Origin of the sequence: Bacillus sp. RIT 809, from assembly GCF_016892495.1 — a bacterium.
In the GTDB taxonomy this organism is placed as follows: domain Bacteria; phylum Bacillota; class Bacilli; order Bacillales; family Bacillaceae_G; genus Bacillus_A; species Bacillus_A cereus_U.
Genome location: NZ_JAFEMR010000006.1, coordinates 34,227 through 57,425, shown reverse-complemented (window position 1 = coordinate 57,425; position 23,199 = coordinate 34,227). Strand labels below are relative to the sequence as shown.

Sequence of the window (23,199 nt, the reverse complement as noted above, 5' to 3'; positions counted from 1 at the left end):
GTATGGAATATTCGACTTTTGGGCGTCATATAATAGTAGATTTATGGGGCGTGGATTTTTCTCTATTAAATGATGTCCATTTTTTAGAGCATCATTTAGTTGCCGCTGCGAATTGCTCTGGTGCCCACGTTTTAAATGTAAGTAACAAGGAATTCCACCCATATGGAGTTACCGTATTAATTTTATTATCAGAGAGCCATCTCTCTATTCACACTTATCCTGAAAAAAAATTTGCAGCAATTGATTGTTATACTTGCGGCACATCTGTTGATCCTCAAAAAGCCATTGATTCTATAATAAGCGTATTAAAACCAGAACGTATGCATATAAAAAAATTAATTCGTGGTGTAGGAGAATTTGTTACTATCGATTAGTTATCATCCCCATTTCCCATGAAGAAGGAGGCTTGTTAATATAAAAATACCATCAGTGGAACTTATAACACTCCACTGATGGTAAGCACACATACATAGTCTATTCATCTTAATTAATATTGAATTTTGCTATTTTTCGTTTCCAATATAAAGTCAGCATAAACCATATAATGAAGTTCGCCTTACATTCCCATTTTTACACCAACCTGGAAATAACACATACAATCCTGCGTAAGTAGCCCTCTTTTCATCATAACTGGCTCTTTTAAAAACATAAAAAAACCTTGCATAAGCAAGGTTCATTCAGCCACTGACATCTTCCTATATAATTCTACAAACTCACTCGCCAATTCCTTCACTGTAATTGCATTCATTAAATGATCTTGCGCATGTACCATCAGCAGGGTAACTTCTGTCTTTTCCCCACCAGCCTCTTTCTGTATGAGCTCTGTTTGTAAACGGTGCGCCTCTTGCAATTCATTTAAAGCTTCTTGTAGTTTAGCTTCCGCTTCCTGAAATTCACCGCGCTTTGCGCAATCAATTGCTTCCATTGAACAGCTTCTCGCATTTCCCCCATGCAAAATTAAATGAAAAGCTTTCGTCTCTATCGTATCCATTTTAGTTCTTTACTCCCCCTTTTCTTCCGCTACTTTTTGTTTATCCCATATTTTTAAGAATGGCAAGTAAATAAAGAATGCAAGCGCAAAGTTAACGAGTTGCAAAACAACCCCTGAAATTTTCCCGCCTGATCCTAAATATCCACTAAAAAGAATAGGTGTGGTCCAAGGTACAGCAGCTCCGCTCGGACGTGCAACCCATCCCCATTCCATTGCAAAATAAGAAACAACCGTTAACACGACTGGCACCAATATAAATGGAATAAGTAAAAGTGGGTTCATTACAATTGGCATGCCGAAAGTCACCATTTCATTAATATTAAAAATACCAGGTGCAATCGACAATCGTCCTAAACTTTTCAATTGCTGACTTCGCGCAAATAATAACATTCCTACAACTAAAGCAAGTGTTGCACCAGAACCGCCCATATAAATCCATAAGTCAAAGAACTGCGCAGTAATCGTATTCGGTACGTCTTGACCAGCCTGAAAAGCAATTCGGTTTTGGTCCATTAACGACAACCAAATCGGGCTCATTACACCGCCAACAATTGCAGCGCCATGAATTCCACACGCCCAAAGTACATGGACAATAATAACGGCTATTACTGCGCCCCAAAGACTGGCACCAAGTGCACTAAGTGGTTCTTGTAAAATTTTCCCCACAATATTATGGATGCTGCCGAAAGAAGTATTTTCTATCATTAAGCGCAAGATCCAAATAACAGTTACAACAATAAATCCTGGAACGAGTGCTGCAAATGAACGTGTCACAGCTGGCGGTACCGTTTCTGGCATTTTTATAATCAGCTTTTTTTGTACAATAAATCTATAAAGTTCAGTAGATATAAGTGCTATAATCATCGCAACGAATAACCCTTGGCTTCCCATTAATACAGCTGGTATAGCCCCTTCTATAAGTACACTTTCCTTCGTACTTGGTATTATATATGCAACTTGAAATGGAGTTGCAAGTAAGAATGTCACAAGTGATAACGCCCCTGCCGCTAATGCATCGACCTTATAGTATCCTCCAAGTCTGTAAGCGATTCCAAAAGTGGCTATTAAAGACATTATATTAAATGTTGCGCTAACTGGATACCCCAAAGCCTTTTGCCAACTCTCCCCAAACAATCCTGCCATAAAATCATTATACCCTGGTATGGGTAAAGCGCTAATAATTAGAAAAAAAGATCCGATAATCAAGAAAGGCATCGTCAAAATAATCCCATCACGAATCGCTTGCAAATGTCTCTGCTCTGCAACCTTTCCTGCTACTGGCATCACATATTTCTCTAAAAACTTTATCATCTATCCCACTCTCCTCATGGTTTCATTGACAAAGCTGCTTGTAAGATAGCTTCTCCATTACAAAGCCCATAATGGACAGATTGAATGACATCAACAGGTATTCCTTTCTCCTTACATAATTCTTTCATTTTCGGTAATAAATAACGTACTTGCGGTCCAAGTAAAAGTACATCTGCATCATCGATATGATTTCGCACTTCTGAACCTGATACAGCCCAAATCTTTACCTCTATCCCCCTTGCCTGTGCCGCTTTCTCCATTTTTGTAACTATCAAACTGGAAGACATTCCCGCTGCACAGCAAAGCAAAATATTCATCCTGTTTCCCTCCCTCTTTTTCTAAACCTAAGGTATGATACAGCCCTTGCCACCACTAGGTTACAAATATATATGTCTAGATTTCTAACTGTATGCCGAGCTTAAAAACAAAAATTTCTCGGTTTTCACGCTATTCCATCTATCCGTATTTTCCTAGTAAAGAAGTCTCTAACTCGCTATAATAATTCAGTATGATTTTTTATAATTGATAGGAGGGTATATTTATGAAGGCATATCGCTTTCCGCTTATTTTATTATCTTCTATCCTAATTGGTGGTTTCATTGGTTATTTCATGGGTGCCGATGCAGTTGCTTTAAAGCCGCTTGGTGACATTTTCTTAAACTTAATGTTTACGATTGTTGTACCGTTAGTGTTCTTTAGCATCGCGTCATCTATTGCTAATATGGATGGATTAAAACGTTTCGGTAAAATTATGTCTAGTATGGCTGGAACTTTCTTATTTACAAGTATTTTAGCTGCTATTTTTATGATTATTATTGTGAAAGTATTCCCGCCAGCACAAGGTGTTGTATTAGAACTAACACAGCCTGATAAAGCTGAAAAAGCAGTTAGTGTTGCTGATCAAATTGTTGGTATCCTAACAGTATCAGACTTTTCAAAGTTACTATCTCGTGAGAACATGCTAGCTCTTATTTTCTTCTCTATCTTAATGGGGGTTGCAACTTCAGCAGTTGGTGAAAAAGGGAAACCATTCGCTACATTCTTACAAGCTGGTGCAGAAATTTCAATGAAAGTTGTATCTTTCATTATGTACTACGCTCCAATCGGACTAGCTGCCTACTTCGCAGCATTAGTTGGTGAATTCGGACCACAACTTCTTGGAACTTACTTCCGAGCAGCAATGGTATACTATCCGGCTTCTCTTATTTACTTCTTTGTATTCTTTACATTCTATGCGTACCTTGCAGGTCGCAAACAAGGTGTACAAGTATTTTGGAAGAACATGGTCTCTCCTACAGTTACATCACTTGCAACTTGTAGTAGTGCCGCAAGTATTCCAGCGAACTTAGAAGCAACGAAGAAAATGGGTATTTCTTCTGACGTTCGTGAAACAGTTGTCCTTCTTGGATCTACACTGCATAAAGATGGATCTGTTTTAGGCGGGGTATTAAAAATTTCTTTCTTATTCGGTATTTTCAACATGGAATTCGAAGGACCGAAAACATTAGCAATTGCACTTGTTGTTTCTCTATTAGTAGGAACAGTAATGGGTGCTATTCCGGGCGGAGGTATGATTGGTGAAATGTTAATCGTTTCTCTATACGGATTCCCACCAGAAGCATTGCCAATTATCGCCGCAATTAGTACAATCATCGATCCTCCTGCAACAGTGTTAAACGTAACAGGAGATAACGCTTGTGCCGTAATGACAGCTCGTCTTGTAGAAGGTAAAAACTGGATCAAAAATAAATTTGCTTAATATATAGAAAGAGGATGCCCGCTTTGAGCATCCTTTTTTTGTTGTTATTTGTCAGTGAATCGATATATCGGAAAAATCGTTGATATATTTGAAATTACGATAGATATATTAGCAAAACCGTTAATATAATCCCCTCCCGCCACAAATTTGTTATAATCTTCACAAATATTCCACACCTTTCATCCTTTCTCCGTACTATAATCATGTATGGAAAAGGAGATGGACACGATGACACAAAGCGCACCAGAATTTAAAGTTTTGCAAAGCATTGCATTTCTTGCTGTCGTTTTGCAAAGTTCCTTATTATATACAATGAATCAAGGAAATGTCTTACTCGAGCAATCCCTCATTATGGGTATGCTATTTAATCTTGCAAAATTTTCAGCACCTGCATTCATATTTATCGTCGGCTTCCATTTAATTCGGCAATATACGAAGCAACTCGTTTACAAAGAATATATTTATGAAAAAGCCACACATTTACTCATCCCTTATTTCTTCTGGTCTATTCTTTATCTAGTAACAACAAACGATGTCATTACACTACAAGGCGGAATAAAAAGTTTATTACTCGGAACGGCTGCACCTCATCTTTGGTACGTGATTATGATGTTCCAAATTCACTTATTGTTCCCGTTACTATGCACACTATTTTATTGGTTTCAAAAACGAACAGAAAATAAAAAAGACATATATAAATATATGACCATTTTCGCTTGTCTATATTTCTTCTTAATGTGGTACTCTTCTCACTACATTTTTAATGGAGAGAAACTGACTAGTTCAACCATTTTACATTATACAGATCGTTCCTTCTTCTTCTACTCATTCTATTTCGTCATGGGAGGAATAGCTGCTGTAGCATTACAAACTTGGCGTATATTTGTCATGAAACATATTCCGCTTATAACAATCTTATTTTTCATCTTATTTTTATTCATCAATTATGAGTTATTTAGTTTTTACGGCGCCAATTCTATTCATTTAACCGTTTCTACTTATTTAAAACCGTCCATGTTTCTATATATCGTATGCGAAATTATGATACTGTACGTGTTATCTATTATGATTGTAAAACGAAGAGGCTTATTATATAAAACGTTAAAATTTATCGGAAACTATACGTACGGCGCCTATTTAGCCCACTTTTTCTTTTTACATATAGGCACAAAGTTTCTTTCTCTATTTGCACTACAAGAAAACACAATATTATATAGTCTATTACTATTTTCAGTAACAGCCGTACTTTCTATATTCACAATGGTCCTTTGCAGCACACTACCATTTCATATGTGGATTACAGGACCGTCCCCTACAACTAAGATGAAATGGGCGATTCTTTCAATCCGAAAGAACCATGAAAAACTATTCAAACCATATATTTGATATAATAATACACATATAAGAAAAGAAAGCAGGAGACACCTATGATTAATCAAATTGGACAAATTATGTTATATGTAAACAATCAAGATGAGGCAGTACAATTTTGGACAGAAAAAGTAGGGTTTCATATCGTTGCTGAAGAAAATAACGGCCAAGGATTCCGATGGATTGAAATTGCTCCGACAAACGAAGCAGGAACAAGCATCGTCCTTCACGATAAGGCGTTAATTGCGAAGATGCAACCTGAATTAAACTTAAATACACCTTCACTTATGTTCTTCTCTAATGACTTAGATCAACTGTATAAAGATCTTTCTGAGAAAAACGTTACGGTTGGACAAATTGTAGATTTACCTACTGGTAGAGCATTCAATTTTGCTGATAATGAAAACAATTACTTTGCGGTAATGGAAAAGAAATAAGAAAAAAGTGCCACCCCTAGGGTGGCACTCTATTTTTTACTCTTCTCCAATTCCATTTCAGCTAGAAGTGGTAGTACGTTATCGAAAATATGTGTATTATTATTCTCACCTGTTACATATCCACCATAATATCTACTAAATACATTATCATTTCTAAAAGTAGTCATCCGCTCATACAATTCCTTCGCAAACTTTGTATCACCTGTTTGTAGTACGTACAAAATTGTTAATCCGTAAGATGCTGGTGATTCATAGTTCACAGCTGGTTTTCCCGTTTCTAAGTTATAACGACCGTATAACTTTCCGTCTTCGCGAAATTTCTTCTTTATAAATTCCAAATAAGCATCTGATGAAAGACCGCCTAAACTACGATGATAAGCAACGTATGATTGATCAATAAGATTCACTTCTTTATCGTACGTAAATGTCCCATCATCTTTATACTCTTTCGGGAATGCCCAGTCGTTTCTCGGATAATCAGCTAAAAACTGAACAACTTCCTGATACTGCTGCACGGAAATTTTCCCGTATTTTTTCATATAAGAGAATGCATGAGGATTTATGTAAGATGTTGTTGTAAACTTATTTTGTTTACCTGCATCTGCATCATAATAATCCACGTAATAATTATCTTTTTTATTATAACGAAGTACAGCATTGCTCAATTGATCAGCAAGGTTTTTATAGCGCTCTTCCTTGTACATTTCATAAGCACGATATAATTGTTCAATAATACGAAGATCATCTATAAGTGCATTTGTGGCTGACTGCATTTCTCCCTTTTCAGAGATTTTCCATAAAACGATGTGTTCCTTATGTACAAAATTATTTTGAATGACCTTTACTTGCTCATCAAATAGTGACTGATCATCTTTATCAAGCGTATATTGTAACCATAGTCCTGCCGATTCTGATAAAGCTTCACGGCCCTTCGCTTCACCCATTCCTGCCTTTGTATCCTCTAAACGGTACGTTGCAAGTGTCCCATTTTCATTTACCATATGCCTTAAAATAAAATGCTCCGTACGGTTTCCTTGTAAAGCCGACCAAAATACAATTCCGACTAATACGATTAAGAAAACAACTCCAAACCCTATATATAAACGTTTCCGCAAGCTTTTCACCTCCCTATTAAGGCTAACCTTAATTTTAACAGAACATACGAAAATTTAAAAAAGACAATCCGTTAGATTGTCTCTCCCACCTTATCCTTCGCAAACCTCTTTAGAAGGTCTATATAGCGATTCCACAAGTCGATCATATTCACGACGCGTAATTTCTTTATTATACAACTTTAATAATAAATCTCTATGCTCTCTTGAAAATGCCATCTTTTTAATGACTTCAGGATACATAAAACACCCTCTCCATTTCACATAAACTTCTTCATCCCGGAAATAGAACTTACGTTCGCATAAAAGATTATAAAATATTCAGCCATAAAAAACAAACAAAATATTATCAAATTTTAATTTCTTTCTTTTGGGAATATTTCAACATTATATTACCATACTCATTTTTTAAATACATATATATTTTTGGCAGTTTTTTGAATAAATCTTCCAATTCAATCAGAAAATAATGGCAAAAAAGAAGAGGAGTATACATATGGATACCGTAACATTAGCAAGAGCATTTTTTGGTTCTTCATTAGCATTCCACATCATCTTTGCAACGCTTGGAGTCGGGCTTTCTTTAATGATTTTTATAAGTGAAATACTCTATCACTGGAAGAAAGATTCCGACTATGCCATTATGGCAAAAAGATGGACAAAGGCTTTTGCTATCCTTCTCGGTGTAGCAATTCCAACTGGAACAATTGTTGGTGTACAAATTTCACTTCTTTGGCCTGGTTTCGCCAAAATTGTTGGTCAAGTTATTTCCGTTCCGTTTCAAATTGAGATTTTCGCCTTCTTTTTAGAGGCTTTATTCATGTCTATTTATGTATATGCAGCTGATAAACTACCTCCAGTTATGAGATTAATCTCGCTATTTTTCGTTATGCTTGGTGCCACTGCATCCGCCGTGCTTATTACATCAGCAAATACATGGATGAATACACCTGCGGGCTTTTCAATGGGGCCAGATGGCTCAGTTTTTAACGTTGATCCGTGGAAAGCTTTCTTTAATCCAAGCTTTGGCACAAGTGCATTCCACGTCGTTATTACAGCCTATACAACTGGAGCAGCTGTTATCGCTTCTATCGCTGGATTTAAATTATTAAAGAAAAATTTAAGTGCGCGTGAAATTGCTTACCATAAAAAAGGATTACTGTTAGGGCTTGTCGTTACATTTATCACTGGTGCTACGATGTGGCTTTCAGGACACGAATCTGCTATTGCCTTACATAAACATTCACCTGAAAAACTAGCATCTGCTGAAGCTTTGTTTGAAACGACATCCCACGCTCCGTTATCGCTTGGCGGGGTTGTGGATCCTAACACACTTGAACTAAACTATGCCCTTGAAATTCCGAACATGCTTAGCTTATTAGTGGGACTAGACCCTAGCACCGTTGTAAAAGGTCTAAAGGAATTCCCGCAAGAAACGTGGCCACCATTTTACACACATACACTGTTCAACTTAATGGTCGGCACTGCTGCCTTTACCTTTGCAGTTGCAGCTATTGCCCTCTTATATTGGCACTTTGTTTACCGAAAAAAAGGAGTAGAGTTACCGAAGTGGCTTCTTTGGGGAGCTGCCGCATGTGGCCCCGTTATGTTGCTTGGTATTGAATTCGGATGGATTTTTAGTTGTAGTGGTCGTCAGCCATGGACAATTTATGGCATGCAACGCACGGTCGATGCTTCTACACGCGCTGATTTCGTCGGTCCTTTATTTGTTTTATTCATCATTTTATATATTGGACTCGGTATTTTAACAGTCTTTGTACTACGGACATTCTTTAAGAAACATCCGTTAAAGAATGATTTACATCACGAAGGAGGCGATTCTCGTGCATGAGGAAAGCATTGCAATCATCATCTTATGGGCTCTTATTTTCGTATATAGCATACTAGGGTCTATTGATTTTGGGGCTGGTTTTTGGGGCATGGTATACGCTAAACACCCGACGCTTGCTGCCAAGCTTGCTAATCGGTACTTATCACCAACTTGGGAAGTAACAAATACGTTTCTTGTCTTTGTCGTTGTCGCTTTTCTCGGTTTCTTTCCGAAAGCAGCCTTTACCCTGGCAACGGTTATGTTTGTACCAGTTATGTTAATTTTAGTACTCGTTGCGATTCGCAGTACATTTATGGTATTCGCTTACTCCCTGCCAAAGTACCAACACCTTCTTCGTATTATTTCAGGTATTACGGGGCTCTTAATCCCAGCTCTATTAATTACCGTGCTGCCCGTTACAGAAGGTGCTTATATTACGATGTCTGAAGGAAAAGAAGTGCTCCTTTACGGAAAACTTCTTTCTAGTCCCGTTATTTATTGTTATATGCTCTTTGGACTAACTTCGGAACTATTTCTATCCTCTCTCTTTCTTGCTGATTTTGCTAGGGAACAAGGTTCTGAAGATACGTACCGAATTTATAGGAGAAATGCCATCATACTTGGTCCTGCAACGCTCGTGACTGCTATTATCGCTCTCGTTGTAATGGACCCTGAAACACACTGGCTTATGCAAGGACTAATAAAGCAATTCCCATGGTTTACAGTCTCTATCATTTTATTTGTTATCGGATATTCCTCCCTTTGGTGGACAAATAAGAAGTATGGCACACTAGGCTTTCCTCGCATTGCAGTTTTAGCTGTCGTCGCTCAATATGCATTTGCAAGCTACGCTTACGGCGTCGCCCATTTACCGTATATCATTTATCCGGACGTAACTGTATTTACAAGCTTTACGACGGTCGAAACATTCTATGCACTTCTTATTCTTTACGCAATCGGGATTGCAATTTTACTACCCGGATTCATTTTCTTCTGGAATTTATTCTTGAAGGATCGAACTTTTTTGAAGGAAAAATAATAAAGTGAAACTTTAATCAGTGGGGGTTTTGTTCATCCCCCACTGATTATTAGCCTTCACCAATCGGGCGTTTACGGGCAGCCCGACAAATAGCGGGATAAATGAGGGGCATTCGTACATAGAATGCCCCTCATTTATTAGACGTCTCTCCTACTAGTTATTACACTACCACTGATACTTGTCCTATAGCTCAAAGAACACATATTCACTCTATTCCATTATATGCCTAGTTCTTCTTATTTCCTGCTGAATATACTAGCAATATAAACTTGAGACAAGCTACATTTGTTCAAGGGAAAATAGAAAGGTAGGTTAAATATGAGCATTGAAATATGGATTACTATTATTGTATTCTTCTTAACAATGATTGTTGTCTTTTGGCGACCCCGTGGCTTAAATGAGGCATGGCCGGCAGCAGTCGGCGCTGGCATTATCCTCATTACTGGACTTGTATCAAAACCAGACGTCATGGACATTATAAGTAAAATCGGCGGTGCCTCTATAACGATATTAGCGACCATCGTTATGGCGGTTATATTAGAAAGCTTCGGCTTCTTCCACTGGTCCGCAGCAAAACTTGCGAATTTAGCAAAGGGCTCCGGTCGCCGTTTATACTGGTATATTCAATTACTTTGTTTTCTTATGACTCTTTTATTCAATAACGACGGTAGTATTTTAATTACAACACCGATTTTGATTTTACTTCTGAAAAACCTTCAATTAAAACCTCATCAACAAATCCCTTATTTATTAAGCGGTGCTTTAATCGCCACTGCATCTAGTGCACCAATTGGTGTAAGTAATATCGTAAACTTAATCGCCTTAAATATCGTCCATATGACTCTTTACATGCATACAGCTATGATGTTTGTACCTGCAACATTAGGATTATTGTTTATGTCATGGCTCATGTATACAGTTTTAAAGAAAAAACTCCCGAAAAAATTACCTGTTTCTTCATATGATATTGAAGAAATTTTCTTCACGAAAAACTTCCATCCATTAAAAGGAAAAAATTCTGTTGATACAAAACAAAAACGTACAAAATTCATGTTAAAAGTATTAGGCTTCGTCTTCCTTATGCGCTGTCTTCTATTCGTTGCATCCTTCTTATCGATTCCAATCGAAATTGTTGCTGTACTCGGTTCACTCGTTCTTCTCATCTGGAGATGGTACTACTTACGAACAAACCCAGTCGATATTTTGAAAAAGACACCGTGGCACATTTTAATTTTCGCTTTCTCTATGTATGTAATTATTTACGGGCTTCATAACGCAGGATTAACAGCGGCACTTGTAAGTTGGCTCGAACCAGTTGTAAGTCAGCATCTACTCTATGCCAGCTTTGCAATGGGCGGACTCGTTTCCCTCCTCTCTAACGTCTTCAATAATCACCCTGCACTTATGATCGGTACCATTACGTTAACAGAAATGGGCCTAGATCCAGTCACATTAAAAACTATCTATCTCGCAAATATCATTGGTAGTGACATCGGTTCACTATTATTACCAATCGGTACGCTTGCTTCCCTCATTTGGATGTATATACTGAGACAAAACAAAATTAAAGTGAAATGGAAAGATTATTTAAGCGTATCTCTCATCGTAATCCCACTCACAACAGTCGTCACATTATTCCTCTTATACTACTGGGTACAATTATTCTTCGCCTTATAGACAACAGAAGCCCCCTTTGCTACCGTCTTAGCAAAGGGGGCTTCTTCTATATTTAAGTTAGGTACAGTGTGATCAATCAAGTAAAGAGGTGTAACGTATCATTGATATAAGTGACTACCAATTTCTTTGAATTCTACCGCTTTCTCTTTCATTCCTTTTTCAATTGCTTCTGTCGTTTCTAAATCATTTTCTTTCGCATATTCACGAATATCATGCGAAATTCTCATACTACAAAACTTCGGGCCACACATTGAACAGAAATGAGCTGTTTTCGCCCCTTCTGCTGGCAACGTTTCATCATGATACTCCATCGCACGTTCAGGATCTAAAGATAAATTAAATTGATCGCGCCAACGGAATTCAAATCGTGCTTTCGAAAGTGCATCATCACGCTGATGAGCCGTTTTATGCCCTTTCGCAAGATCGGCTGCATGCGCAGCGATTTTGTACGTAATAACCCCTTCGCGAACATCATCTTTGTTCGGTAAGCCTAAATGTTCTTTCGGAGTTACATAACAAAGCATCGCCGTTCCAAACCAGCCGATCATCGCAGCACCAATCGCTGAAGTAATATGATCATAACCTGGTGCAATATCTGTCGTTAACGGCCCAAGTGTATAGAACGGCGCGCCCTGACAAATATCAAGTTCTTTCTCCATATTTTCTTTAATTAAATGCATCGGTACATGCCCAGGTCCTTCAATCATAACTTGCACATCATGTTTCCAAGCAATTTTCGTTAATTCACCAAGTGTTTCAAGCTCAGAAAACTGTGCTTCGTCATTTGCATCTGCAATAGAACCTGGACGTAATCCATCTCCAAGAGAGAACGAAACATCGTACTGCTTCATAATTTCACAAATCTCTTCAAAATGAGTATATAGGAAGTTTTCTTTATGATGGAATAAACACCACTGCGCCATAATCGAACCACCGCGCGAAACAATCCCTGTCATACGCTTTGCAGTAATTGGAATGTAACGAAGTAATACACCAGCGTGAATCGTGAAGTAATCAACGCCTTGCTCCGCCTGCTCAATTAACGTATCACGGTATACTTCCCACGTTAAATCCTCTGCAATTCCGTTTACTTTTTCAAGCGCTTGATAAATTGGCACAGTTCCAACTGGTACCGGAGCATTACGGATAATCCACTCACGCGTTGTATGAATGTTTTTACCTGTAGATAAATCCATAATCGTATCTGCACCCCAGCGAGTCGCCCACGTCATCTTCTCTACTTCTTCTGCAATAGAAGACGATACAGCAGAGTTTCCGATATTTGCATTTACCTTTACGTGGAAATTACGTCCAATTATCATCGGTTCCGCTTCAGGATGGTTAATGTTCGCCGGCAAAATCGCACGACCTTCTGCAATCTCCTTACGAACAAATTCAGGCTCTACCCCTTCACGAATCGCAACATATTCCATCTCAGACGTAATAATGCCATTACGCGCATAATGCATTTGCGAAACATTTGCACCTTGCTTCGCTCTAAGCGGCTTACGGTCCATTTGCGGGAAAACAGGTGTATGTTTTGAAGCAACTTTCACACCGTCATCCTCTGGTTTTACTTCGCGCCCTTCGTATTCTTCTACATCACCACGCCCCAGGGTCCAAGAGTGGCGCGGCGTTGGAATCCCTTTTTCCAGCTCCACTTTATACTCTGGATCTGTATAAGGTCCACTCGTATCATACACACGGATTGGCGGATTTTGAACACCGTTCGTATCGCTTTGTTCAATCTCGCGCATCGGCACTTTCATACCCGCGCGAGGCCCATCCACATACACTTTCTTACTTCCTGGTAAACTCGATTTCAATTCAATTTGCTCAGCAGAAACAGACTGTTTCATAACCTTTATTGCCCCCTGTTCGTGACAAGGACGAGATATGGCCAGCGTATGCCAAAATAAAAAGAGCCAGGTCCATAAAAAAATAAGGACCTGGCTCATAAAGACATAATTATGTAAAGCCATTAACTTCCCTACGCTGGTACGAGCCAGATCAGGTCCAAAGGGTTAAGAAGTTCACACGCTTCTCTCTCAGCCTACGCATACGTTAGGCACCCCTAGTTTATCACTGATTTAATTTTCAATACTTTCCCATCATAACCTATAATCTAAAAAATGCAAAGGTTATTTCTTTTACTAATTTTCAGTAATCCTGCATTTTAATAATCAATATAATTTCATCCTATACTGACAAACAGATGATTTTTTATTAAAAACATTTATTCCGACTGTTTATGCTTCTCTTCCTTTTCAATTTCAGATACGGATTTTGCTGGTTTTTTCACATAATTATCATATAATTCCCCAGAGCACCCAAAGTCTCTTTCAAACTCTTTCGTAGTGCTAATACTTGCATCGAACCATAATTCTTTATTTTCGTTTATGTACCCAGATATATGAGGAACACCCATCGGAGTCACACTACGCTCTTTAAATGTAATCGATTTTACCTCTTTAATATTATAATGAATATATTTTTCTATTCTCGCTTCTTGTTCTTTCCAAAACTGCTCTTCTTTATCTTTGTTCTTTACATATTCCATCGTCACGTATCCTCCTGTTATAATACAAATAATGGATAAAAAAACAAATAATTTCTTTTTCATTAAAAATCCCCTTATATGTGAAGATAATAAAAATATATCATGAAACGGGTGGAAACATATGAATGAATTGAAAAAAAATCCAATTGCAACAGACGAAGATTATTTCAAGTTATCTGACAATGTTTATAATGACGATTATTTACACCAAGGTGCTGCAATAGAAGGGGCTAATGGTAAAGTATGGAGGGTTGTAGAATCCATTGATGCAGATAAGGAAAAAGTAAACAATGGATTACAAGCAATCGCTGTTGTACCTGCAAAAGATTATGAACCAAATAAAAAGCATTATGAAAATATAATTTTTGCATTCCGAGGAACAGAGTTCGGCAAATTTGATGGAGATTTTACTATAGATATAAATCAAATTTCAATAGGAAATCCCAAAAAATATAAGCTAAACACTGCAACACAGGAAGTAAAATTTGAACCTACATCATTTGATAGCTCTTTAGAATTTGTAGATCACGTAAATCGAACATACAAACCAACTTATATTCATGCTACTGGACATAGCAAAGGTGCTGCTGAGGCTCACTATGTAGCATCAGAAAGAAACTTTTATGCAACAACTTATGCCGCACCAAATATTTACAAATTACTAAGTAATGAAGCAAAAGAAAGAGTAGATTCAGGAGAACTAAATAACAAAATAATAGATTACACTCATAAGAAAGACGCAGTAGGCAATTTCACACAATTTGGCGCTAAAATGATAGGTAGACAGTATACAGTAAAAAGTAATGGAACTTCTCATGGTTTACTTGGTCTTCTATTTATGGGTGAGCATCCCGCGGATACATTTAAAGGTATGTTTCACTCCAACGGAAATATTACATTACAATTAGAACCAGATGAAATTATACAACAAGGAAAAAAACTGCAAACCGTTAGTTATATATTACGAGATGTTATACGAAATATAGAAGAATTTCAAAGAAAAGAAGAAGAAGCAATCCAAAAGTTAAAAAATCAATTAAAAGGTGAGACAGGCCCAGGTGGTAAATATCACTTGCTAGAAGAATACGAGGTAGATGATACAATCGCAGAGATTGCAAAAATGAGACAAAATGGGAAGGATTATTTTCATAATGCAAGTTTAGCGGAACATTTAATGATTCTCTTACAGAAAGAACTACAAACATTATCATATTTGAGTGATGAAATTTGCTCTGCGGCCAATTCATTGCGTGATAAAGACCAGCAATTAGGTGCTGACTATAAAGGGTTAGTGGGGCGATAATATGATTGATTTTATAGGAGAAATTAAAAAGATAGAAAAGGAAATTGAGCATGCCATAGGGGACATGGCAGATCATGTCATGGATAAATTATTAGCCGAAAAGAAACAATTAGAAAAACAAATGCACAGAGCATTTTTAAAAACAGAAGTATCCTCAAAAACAAATGAAGTAATAATCGAAAATCAGTTGTTACTACGCAAAAATTTAGCACTTTTTAATAATATGGACCAGCAACTAAAAAATATAAGCAACGAATTACATGATAGTTTTGAAAGTCAGACAGGTGCTGCAATACAAAGAACATTAGAAGAGCATAAACATAAAATTGGTAAGAAATTATTTATTGAACATATGAATTTATCCAACAGCTGTGGAAAAAAATAAAATAACATAATATTTTCTCATAAGGACAAAAATGGGCAGAAAAGAACTTTTCCTTTCTGCCCTTTCTTTACCTATCTTATTAATAATATCGCTTGCTCTAGAACCTCTTACGGAATCATCCACGTTAAATAATAAGCCTGCACATACGTCATAATCCCAATAATAGTAACGAAGAATAAACTATGCTTCAATGTAAAGCGGAACAAATCTGACTCTTTCCCAGCAAGTCCAACTGCCGCACAAGCAATCGCAATTGATTGCGGAGAAATCATTTTACCTGTTACACCGCCCGTTGTATTTGCTGCAACGAGAAGCACTTCAGATACACCGACTTGCTGCGCTGTAATTGCTTGTAAATTCGAAAACAGTGCGTTCGCTGACGTATCTGATCCTGTTAAGAATACCCCAATCCAGCCTAAGAATGGTGAGAAGAACGGGAATAGTCCGCCAGTTCCTGCAAGTGCTAACGCTAATGTAGAAGATAAACCAGAATAGTTTGCGATAAATGCGAATCCTAATACGAATCCAATAGATAGAATTGGCATTTTTAGTTCGTTTAACGTTTCTTTAAATGTGGCTACTGCATCTTTTGCACTCATTTTCAAAATAAAGATAGAAATGATACAAGCAATTAAAATTGCTGTTCCAGTCGCTGATAAAACATCTAATTTCAAGATTGCTTCATAAGGTGTTGGTTTATTTACAATTGGCTCTGCTTTCATTACTAAATTGTGCAAGCCTGGAACTTCAAATTTAAATACGAGACTTTCTAAAGCACCACCTGGAGCGAATAATGCTTTAAAGAAACTTTGGCTCCAAATGACTACCATCACAGTTAAAATAATGAACGGAGACCATGCTTTTACTACTTTTCCTACTGTTAGTTTCGGCATAGATGTCGTCGTTGCTGCTACTTCACTATTCGCTTCTTTAGACTGATAAATTTCTTTCGGCTGCCAAACTTTTAAGAATAGGGATAAACTTACTAAACTTACAAGCGCTGACGTAATATCAGGAAGTTCTGGCCCTAAAAACGTTGCTGTAATAAACTGTGTAATTGCAAATGAACTACCGGCTACAAATAAAGCAGGCCACGTTTGTCTTACTCCTTTAAAACCATCCATTAAAAATACGATAAAGAACGGAACAAATAAAGATAAGAACGGTAATTGATGCCCAGCCATTTGTCCAATTTTATGTGGATCAATGCCTGTTACTTGTCCAGCAACTGTAATCGGAATCCCCATCGCTCCGAACGCTACTGGTGCAGTATTTGCGATTAAACAAAGACCTGCTGCATATAAAGGATTTAGCCCAAGACCTGCAAGAAGCGCTGCCGTAATCGCTACTGGTGCACCAAATCCTGCTGCCCCTTCCAAAAATGCTCCAAATGAAAATCCGATTAAAATAACGAGTAAACGATGGTCATTCGTAATGGATAATACAGATGCACGAATGACATCAAATTGACCTGTTTTCACAGAAATTTTATATAAAAATACTGACATAATGATAATCCACGCAATTGGCCATAATCCGTATAAGAAACCGTATCCGGTCGCTGCCATTGCCATTGTGAATGGCATTTTATACGCAAATAAAGCCACCAAAATCGTTAATACAACTGTAATAAATCCTGCCACATACCCCTTCATGCGGAAAACTGCTAAAGCTAAGAAAAAAAAGATGATTGGAATAAGTGCGACTGCTGCCGAAATCCAAATGTTACCGAACGGATCGTAAACTTGTGTCCATGTGTTCATTGTTCTCTCCCCCTAAAGAATCCCCTTTTAAATAGATATAACCTTATCAATAGACTATCAGGTCATCATACCTTTAAGTCTAAAAAAATATAAACGCCTACGAAAACGTTTTCATTAATTTTATCACACCAATTTTCATTTAAAAAGATTTTTTTGAAAATTTTATCATTTAAACAGAAAATCTTACAAAAACGTCACGTTCTTGTAATGTTAATCGATAGGAAGCTTACCAAATTTACTGCATACTAAAGGTATAACAACGGACATTACTTATGAGGTGATATATATGAACGGAAACAAAATATTAGCAGCTTTATCATACTTTAGTGTATTATTTGCGCCTATCTTATTCCCTATTATCGTGTGGATTGTGGGTGATTCTGAAACGAAACCACATGCAAAACGTGCTCTATGGACACATATTATTCCAAGCATTGCTTCATTTATTGGGTTAGTTATTTTAGGAATTATGGGCATCGGATCTGATCAACCTGACGTAACACTTGGAATTGGAGCAATCATCGTCTTATGCATTTGCGGAATCATTAGCTTATACTACTTCATTTGGAATATCGTGAAAGGGATTAAGGTACTGAAAGCTTAGTTTTAAACAAACGTTTGATTAAAAAGAAACTGTCGCATAATCGCAAATGAAATTTTATCGGCGATTCGACAAGAGTAACCTACCTATTAATAAGAAAAAAACCGTCCCAAAATACCTTTTGGGACGGTTTTTTTATCTTCTGCGTTTCTTCTTTTTTCTCATCATTTTCTTTCGGCGCGTATTTGCTTTATCCGCTATAATGTGGAGCGTACTCGCCACAACAATTCCCATTACAAACGTTACAATTTCAACCTCGTATTCCTTCGTAATTTCTATTAAATTTCCGTCGAACGCTATTATATTTAATAGGAATAAAAACGGAGAAAACACGATTAACATATATGCAATACGAATAATATCACCAATTATAATCGTATGTGTGAAGAAGGAACGATGGGGCATTACGCTCCTATATGGATACCAAAAAATGCGCAGGAATCCCCATTTATTATACGCATTACTGTACGTATCTAAATCCGGTGTTAAAAATGAAGTACCTACTAAAAAGCCAATTGCAAAAGTTAATAAAAAATCAAAATTTGTTAATCCATACGAAAAGAGCATAAACAAAACAACCGGAAGGGATATTAAGTTTATTTTCGTATGCGTTCTTCCTGATGGCATAATGCACTTCCTCGCTTACGTTCGCCCTGTCATCCGACAGGTCTCACCTATTGATCTAATTTTTGATCGATAAATGATGTGTCTATATCCGAACCAAACCATTCTGCCAACTTCACTCGTGCCTTATCTTTCACTTCTTCATTTACGTATATCGATGCTTGTAATAGTGCGGCCATTAACGCACCTAAATCATCCGTATAACCAATTCCAGCAACGAAATCTGGGATTGCATCAATCGGTGCAATGAAATAAGCAAGTGCTCCGATTACAATAATTTTCACTCGTTTTGGAACATCCGGTCTTTGCAAAACGTAAAACAACAATAAACTCGCATAGATTACCGACTGCCCTGCCTGCTTCGCAACATGTTTTATTTTCTTCCAAAACGCTTCAACTGAAAATTTTTGTTTCATTCAAAAGCCTCCCTATTTTTCAAAAGAAATAAGCTACAATATGTTATGTTATCAGTAAAAGTTCATCAAAATTACACATAATCTATCAATGAAATTTCATTGTAACAAACAAAACCAAAAAGAACAAGTGTTCGTTAATTTTTTCGTATTTTCCTTCATATAATAGTTTTCTAGACAACCACTTAAAGATTTCTATTCCATATTTCTCAACCAAAAAACTTTCAATTCCGCTTAACATTCTTTTCTATTTTTGTTATATTTTCTAGTTGACGAGCAGATAAACGAATGTTAAAGTTTTCTCTGGTAGTGACAAATCACATACAAAAAATGTAAAATGTTATAGTGTTTCTCAGAAATGAATTTTGTTGTATAATACAGAAATGACGTTATGCTTATGAGCAGCACAAGAAACCAAAAAGGGTATGCATAGTTAAAGTCGTATATGGGTGAATATAGAAACTCTAATTATGACCAAGAAAACTATGTATTTTTTATTTTAGCATTTTTCGCTCCAAAATCGACCAAGCCTGATAGAGAAAGGGTGGAAATGAATGAAAGAAACCATGAAATCGCAATTTCAAAATGTGCGTTTCACTTTATTCGTAGCTTTGGCCGTATGGCTAAAAACCTACATCATTACACGCACTAGCTTCGATTTAAAACTTGAATCGTTCATGCAAGAATTCATTTTATTCATTAGTCCATTAGCAGCATCATTACTGTTTGTGGGTCTTGCATTATTTGCAAAAGGGAAAAAACGTAACTATATAGCACTAGGAATTAACTTTATCTTAACGTTCATCCTTGTTGGTAACGTAATGTTCTACGGATTCTACAATGACTTCGTTACTTTACCAGTACTAGGACAAACATCTAATTTCGGAAGTTTAGGTTCTAGTGTGAAAGAATTATTTAACTTCAAAATCATCCTTGCATTTGCGGATATTATCGTATTCTTCGTTCTATTGAAGAAGAAAAAGAAAGATTTTGCACCGACAGAACGTGTAGCACGCCCGATGCGTTCCCTATACTTCGTGTCAACGGTTGCTATTTTCTGCGTAAACCTAGGATTTGCAGAAGCTGAGCGTCCAGAACTATTAACACGTTCATTCGACCGCGTTATGCTTGTTAAAAACTTAGGATTATATGTACACCAAGCATACGATCTTGGCTTACAAGCAAAATCAAGTTCACAAAAAGCGTTTGCTGATAGTAGTAAATTACAAGAAGCAGAAAACTACGTGAAAACAACACAAAGTAAACCAGATCCAAATATGTATGGTACTGCAAAAGGGAAAAACGTAATTGTTGTCTCTCTTGAATCATTACAAACATTCTTAATTGGTGCGCAAGTTAACGGACAAGAAGTTACACCATTCCTAAACCAATTTGCGAAAGAAAGTTATTACTTCGATAACTTCTTCCATCAAACTGGGCAAGGAAAAACATCTGATGCTGAATTCTTAGTAGATACTTCAATGTATCCACTAGACCGTGGTGCTGTATTCTTCACACACGGTAATAACGAATATACAGCAACTCCAGAAATTTTACGTCAGCAAGGATATCACACATCAGTATTCCACGCGAACAACGCAACGTTCTGGAACCGTAACATTATGTATCCGGCACTTGGTTATGATCGTTACTACAACGAGCTTGACTACAAGATTACGCCAGAAACAAAATTAAATTGGGGATTAAAAGATATCGAATACTTCGATCAGTCTATCGATATGTTAAAACAAGTGAAGCAACCGTTCTATACTCGCTTCCTTACTTTAACAAACCATTACCCATTCACTTATGATGACAGTACGAAATTAATCGACGAGTACAATTCTGGTGATGGTGTATTTGACCGCTATATGGTAACAGCTCGCTACTTAGACGAAGCAATGAAACACTTTATTGAGCGTCTAAAAGCAGAAGGTATTTACGACAACTCTGTTATCGTATTCTACGGTGACCATTATGGTATTTCTGAAAACCATAACCGTGCAATGGCACAGTTCTTAGGAAAAGAAGAAATTACTACATTTGACCATATGAACTTACAAAAAACACCGATGTTTATTCACGTTCCAGGTCAAAAAGAAGGTAAAACAATTTCAAAACCAACTGGTGAAATTGACATTAAACCAACAATTCTAAACTTACTTGGTGTAGATTCTACGAATCAAATTCAATTCGGTCATGACGTATTCTCACCAGACAATAAAGGATTCGTTGTTCTTCGTGACGGTAGCTTCATTACAGATAAGTACATGTACACAAACAGTACATTCTACGACCGTAACACAGGTGAAGTTCTGCAATTACCGAAAGAAGAGGCTCAACCACTTATTGACCGTGCACAAAATGAGCTAAATATGTCAGACAAAATTATTGAAGGCGACTTACTTCGCTTCTCTGAAAGCAATAAGATCAAAACTGGTGAAGTAAAAACGGCTATTAAAGAAGACAAGAAGAGCGCTGAGTAATCTCAGCCTCTTTTTTTATTTTCCTCTCTACAAATTCTTCTATACATTAACTTTAAAATTACATAACCTTCATCTAATATTTACACCACATTAACGAAACATCTTTATAATAAAATATGTAAACGAGGTTCCACATATTTCTTATCTCTCATCTTTAATAAGATCCCTTAGAGAAATATGCGCATCATTTGTTTTCAACTTTCTTATAATTGTCTTTCCAAGTGTTTTGTTTGCATAAATGAAACCTTTAAAGACGATGTCCCTATGAAAGATAGCTACCCTCCTTGTGCAACATTCCATACGAATGTTGCTTTTTTTTTCAAAAAGCAGGATTCTTATTTCTCATTTTCGAATTTGTATATACAAAATGCTATAAATCACCACTACTTCTCTATGATTTACAAATACATATACGTCATATGTAGAGAATTGCTTACATAAAAATTACTATAGTGATTTTTATTCATGTACTAACGAAAGGATGGGACGAAAATTGGCATACGAAAGATTTGTACTATGGAATGATGCAGTTATTGATACAACGAAACATCGCGCGTACATAGAACTTGAAGAAAGAGGTTTACAATTTGGCGATGGAGTCTATGAAGTTATTCGCCTTTATAACGGAAACTTTCACTTATTAGACCCACATTTAACAAGATTATATCGATCCATGGAAGAAATAGAATTATCACTCTCTTTCTCAAAAGCCGAACTCATCACCTTACTCTACAAATTAATTGAAAACAATAATTTCCACGAAGACGGAACAATTTACTTACAAGTATCTCGTGGTGTACAAGCTCGAGCACATGCATTCTCATATGACACATCTCCGACAATCTATGCTTATATTTCAAAAAAAGAAAGACCATCTTTATGGATTGAATACGGTGTACGTGCTATATCAGAACCTGATACACGCTGGCTCCGCTGTGATATTAAATCGCTAAATTTATTACCAAATGTATTAGCTTATACGAAAGCTGAACGCAAAGGGTGTAAAGAAGCACTTCTCGTACGAAATGGTATTGTAACGGAAGGTAGCCATTCTAACTTCTTTCTCATAAAAAACGGAACGCTATATACGCATCCAGCTAATCATCTTATTTTAAACGGAATTATTCGTCAGTACGTCCTTTCTTTAGCTAACACCCTTCAACTTCCTGTACAAGAAGAGCTTTTCAGCGTTCGCGATGTTTATCAAGCCGATGAATGCTTCTTTACGGGAACGACTATTGAAATTTTGCCGATGACCCATCTCGATGGAACTGCGATTCAAGATGGTCAAGTTGGCCCTATCACCAAATTACTACAAAGGTCATTTTCTCAAAGTCTTTTAAAATCCAACAGCACATCTTCCTAAATACGAATAATCTTCTCATTTTCCACATCAAATATATGTATTTAAATGGAAATCAAGGTATGAATTTATGCCTTGATTTTTTCTTGTAATCTTTTTGTCATATTCAGATTCCCGCATAAGTCTTGACAGTAATCGACATGCTCTTTAGAATTTTTAACAGTTGGTAAATA

22 protein-coding genes and 1 riboswitch are annotated in these 23,199 nt (G+C 36.9%); of the genes, 12 read left to right on the top strand and 10 right to left on the bottom strand.

What is annotated here, in order from left to right:
* Positions 1–2: 2 nt before the first annotated feature.
* Positions 3–374, top strand: a complete 372-nt coding sequence (speD, locus tag JTF23_RS08650) for an adenosylmethionine decarboxylase (RefSeq protein WP_204208525.1) — start codon at positions 3–5, stop codon at positions 372–374.
* Positions 375–673: 299 nt separating this feature from the next.
* Here the strand turns inward: speD and JTF23_RS08645 are convergent, their stop codons facing one another.
* The 3 genes from JTF23_RS08645 to JTF23_RS08635 are packed head-to-tail and all read right to left on the bottom strand — an operon-like array spanning position 674 to position 2,619.
* Positions 674–991 (bottom strand): PTS sugar transporter subunit IIA, encoded by a 318-nt coding sequence (locus JTF23_RS08645; protein WP_071769811.1) that lies wholly within the window; start codon positions 989–991, stop codon positions 674–676.
* Positions 992–1,000: 9 nt separating this feature from the next.
* Positions 1,001–2,302, bottom strand: a complete 1,302-nt coding sequence (gene celB / locus JTF23_RS08640) for a PTS cellobiose transporter subunit IIC (RefSeq protein ID WP_204208524.1) — start codon at positions 2,300–2,302, stop codon at positions 1,001–1,003.
* Positions 2,303–2,316: 14 nt separating this feature from the next.
* The gene (locus tag JTF23_RS08635; protein WP_002198836.1) at positions 2,317–2,619 is read right to left on the bottom strand and encodes a PTS sugar transporter subunit IIB; all 303 of its coding nucleotides are present in this window, start codon (positions 2,617–2,619) and stop codon (positions 2,317–2,319) included.
* A gap of 224 nt (positions 2,620–2,843) precedes the next feature.
* On the opposite strand from JTF23_RS08635, the gene JTF23_RS08630 reads away from it, so the two are divergent.
* The 3 genes from JTF23_RS08630 (at position 2,844) to JTF23_RS08620 (ending at position 5,869) form a co-directional block, all read left to right on the top strand.
* The gene (locus JTF23_RS08630; protein WP_002112907.1) at positions 2,844–4,061 is read left to right on the top strand and encodes a dicarboxylate/amino acid:cation symporter; all 1,218 of its coding nucleotides are present in this window, start codon (positions 2,844–2,846) and stop codon (positions 4,059–4,061) included.
* 228 nt (positions 4,062–4,289) lie between these two features.
* Complete coding sequence (locus tag JTF23_RS08625; protein ID WP_204208523.1) at positions 4,290–5,447, top strand: acyltransferase; 1,158 nt, start codon at positions 4,290–4,292, stop codon at positions 5,445–5,447.
* Positions 5,448–5,488: 41 nt separating this feature from the next.
* Positions 5,489–5,869: a VOC family protein gene (locus JTF23_RS08620; RefSeq protein ID WP_204208522.1), complete on the top strand. Its 381-nt coding sequence runs from the start codon at positions 5,489–5,491 to the stop codon at positions 5,867–5,869.
* A 29-nt stretch (positions 5,870–5,898) separates the two neighbouring features.
* On the opposite strand, the gene JTF23_RS08615 is transcribed toward JTF23_RS08620, so the two are convergent.
* Together JTF23_RS08615 and JTF23_RS08610 are read right to left on the bottom strand one after the other, a co-directional pair.
* A complete protein-coding gene (locus JTF23_RS08615; RefSeq protein WP_204208521.1) occupies positions 5,899–6,984 on the bottom strand; it encodes a transcriptional regulator in 1,086 nt (361 codons plus the stop codon).
* Between the two features lie 90 nt (positions 6,985–7,074).
* Positions 7,075–7,224: a hypothetical protein gene (locus JTF23_RS08610; RefSeq protein WP_002144831.1), complete on the bottom strand. Its 150-nt coding sequence runs from the start codon at positions 7,222–7,224 to the stop codon at positions 7,075–7,077.
* Between the two features lie 253 nt (positions 7,225–7,477).
* Here JTF23_RS08610 and cydA point away from each other — a divergent pair, with 253 nt between their 5' ends.
* The 3 genes from cydA to JTF23_RS08595 all read left to right on the top strand — a co-directional run bounded on the left by cydA (position 7,478) and on the right by JTF23_RS08595 (position 11,528).
* Positions 7,478–8,833 carry a cytochrome ubiquinol oxidase subunit I gene (gene cydA / locus JTF23_RS08605; RefSeq protein WP_204208520.1) on the top strand — a complete coding sequence of 452 codons (1,356 nt, stop codon included), beginning with the start codon at positions 7,478–7,480 and terminating at the stop codon, positions 8,831–8,833.
* Complete coding sequence (locus JTF23_RS08600; protein ID WP_002089640.1) at positions 8,826–9,851, top strand: cytochrome d ubiquinol oxidase subunit II; 1,026 nt, start codon at positions 8,826–8,828, stop codon at positions 9,849–9,851. The genes cydA and JTF23_RS08600 overlap by 8 nt, the downstream gene beginning before the upstream one ends.
* A gap of 318 nt (positions 9,852–10,169) precedes the next feature.
* Positions 10,170–11,528 (top strand): arsenic transporter, encoded by a 1,359-nt coding sequence (locus JTF23_RS08595; RefSeq protein ID WP_204208519.1) that lies wholly within the window; start codon positions 10,170–10,172, stop codon positions 11,526–11,528.
* 98 nt (positions 11,529–11,626) lie between these two features.
* Here JTF23_RS08595 and thiC read toward each other — a convergent pair whose 3' ends face one another.
* Positions 11,627–13,387, bottom strand: a complete 1,761-nt coding sequence (gene thiC / locus JTF23_RS08590) for a phosphomethylpyrimidine synthase ThiC (RefSeq protein ID WP_204208518.1) — start codon at positions 13,385–13,387, stop codon at positions 11,627–11,629.
* A gap of 111 nt (positions 13,388–13,498) precedes the next feature.
* Positions 13,499–13,614, bottom strand: a riboswitch (TPP riboswitch).
* Positions 13,615–13,764: 150 nt separating this feature from the next.
* Positions 13,765–14,151: a DUF1433 domain-containing protein gene (locus JTF23_RS08585; protein ID WP_204208517.1), complete on the bottom strand. Its 387-nt coding sequence runs from the start codon at positions 14,149–14,151 to the stop codon at positions 13,765–13,767.
* Between the two features lie 58 nt (positions 14,152–14,209).
* Between JTF23_RS08585 and JTF23_RS08580 the strand changes: the two genes are divergently transcribed.
* Both JTF23_RS08580 and JTF23_RS08575 read left to right on the top strand, forming a co-directional pair.
* On the top strand, positions 14,210–15,391 hold the full coding sequence (locus JTF23_RS08580) for a hypothetical protein (protein ID WP_070140124.1): 1,182 nt from the start codon (positions 14,210–14,212) through the stop codon (positions 15,389–15,391).
* Between the two features lies 1 nt (position 15,392).
* Entirely contained in the window at positions 15,393–15,776 is a 384-nt protein-coding gene (locus tag JTF23_RS08575) for a hypothetical protein (RefSeq protein ID WP_002112927.1), read from the top strand.
* 107 nt (positions 15,777–15,883) lie between these two features.
* Here the strand turns inward: JTF23_RS08575 and lldP are convergent, their stop codons facing one another.
* Positions 15,884–17,539, bottom strand: coding sequence for an L-lactate permease (lldP, locus tag JTF23_RS08570; protein ID WP_016106648.1), 1,656 nt, complete (start codon positions 17,537–17,539; stop codon positions 15,884–15,886).
* A 286-nt stretch (positions 17,540–17,825) separates the two neighbouring features.
* On the opposite strand from lldP, the gene JTF23_RS08565 reads away from it, so the two are divergent.
* The gene (locus tag JTF23_RS08565) at positions 17,826–18,143 is read left to right on the top strand and encodes a magnetosome magnetite crystal formation protein family (protein ID WP_002159844.1); all 318 of its coding nucleotides are present in this window, start codon (positions 17,826–17,828) and stop codon (positions 18,141–18,143) included.
* A gap of 132 nt (positions 18,144–18,275) precedes the next feature.
* Here the strand turns inward: JTF23_RS08565 and JTF23_RS08560 are convergent, their stop codons facing one another.
* Positions 18,276–18,767: a metal-binding protein gene (locus tag JTF23_RS08560; protein WP_016106650.1), complete on the bottom strand. Its 492-nt coding sequence runs from the start codon at positions 18,765–18,767 to the stop codon at positions 18,276–18,278.
* Positions 18,768–18,814: 47 nt separating this feature from the next.
* Entirely contained in the window at positions 18,815–19,180 is a 366-nt protein-coding gene (locus JTF23_RS08555; RefSeq protein ID WP_002159842.1) for a YkvA family protein, read from the bottom strand.
* 551 nt (positions 19,181–19,731) lie between these two features.
* On the opposite strand from JTF23_RS08555, the gene JTF23_RS08550 reads away from it, so the two are divergent.
* Entirely contained in the window at positions 19,732–21,663 is a 1,932-nt protein-coding gene (locus JTF23_RS08550) for an LTA synthase family protein (RefSeq protein ID WP_204208516.1), read from the top strand.
* Between the two features lie 481 nt (positions 21,664–22,144).
* Positions 22,145–23,029, top strand: a complete 885-nt coding sequence (locus tag JTF23_RS08545; protein ID WP_078174881.1) for a D-amino-acid transaminase — start codon at positions 22,145–22,147, stop codon at positions 23,027–23,029.
* Positions 23,030–23,199: the final 170 nt, after the last annotated feature.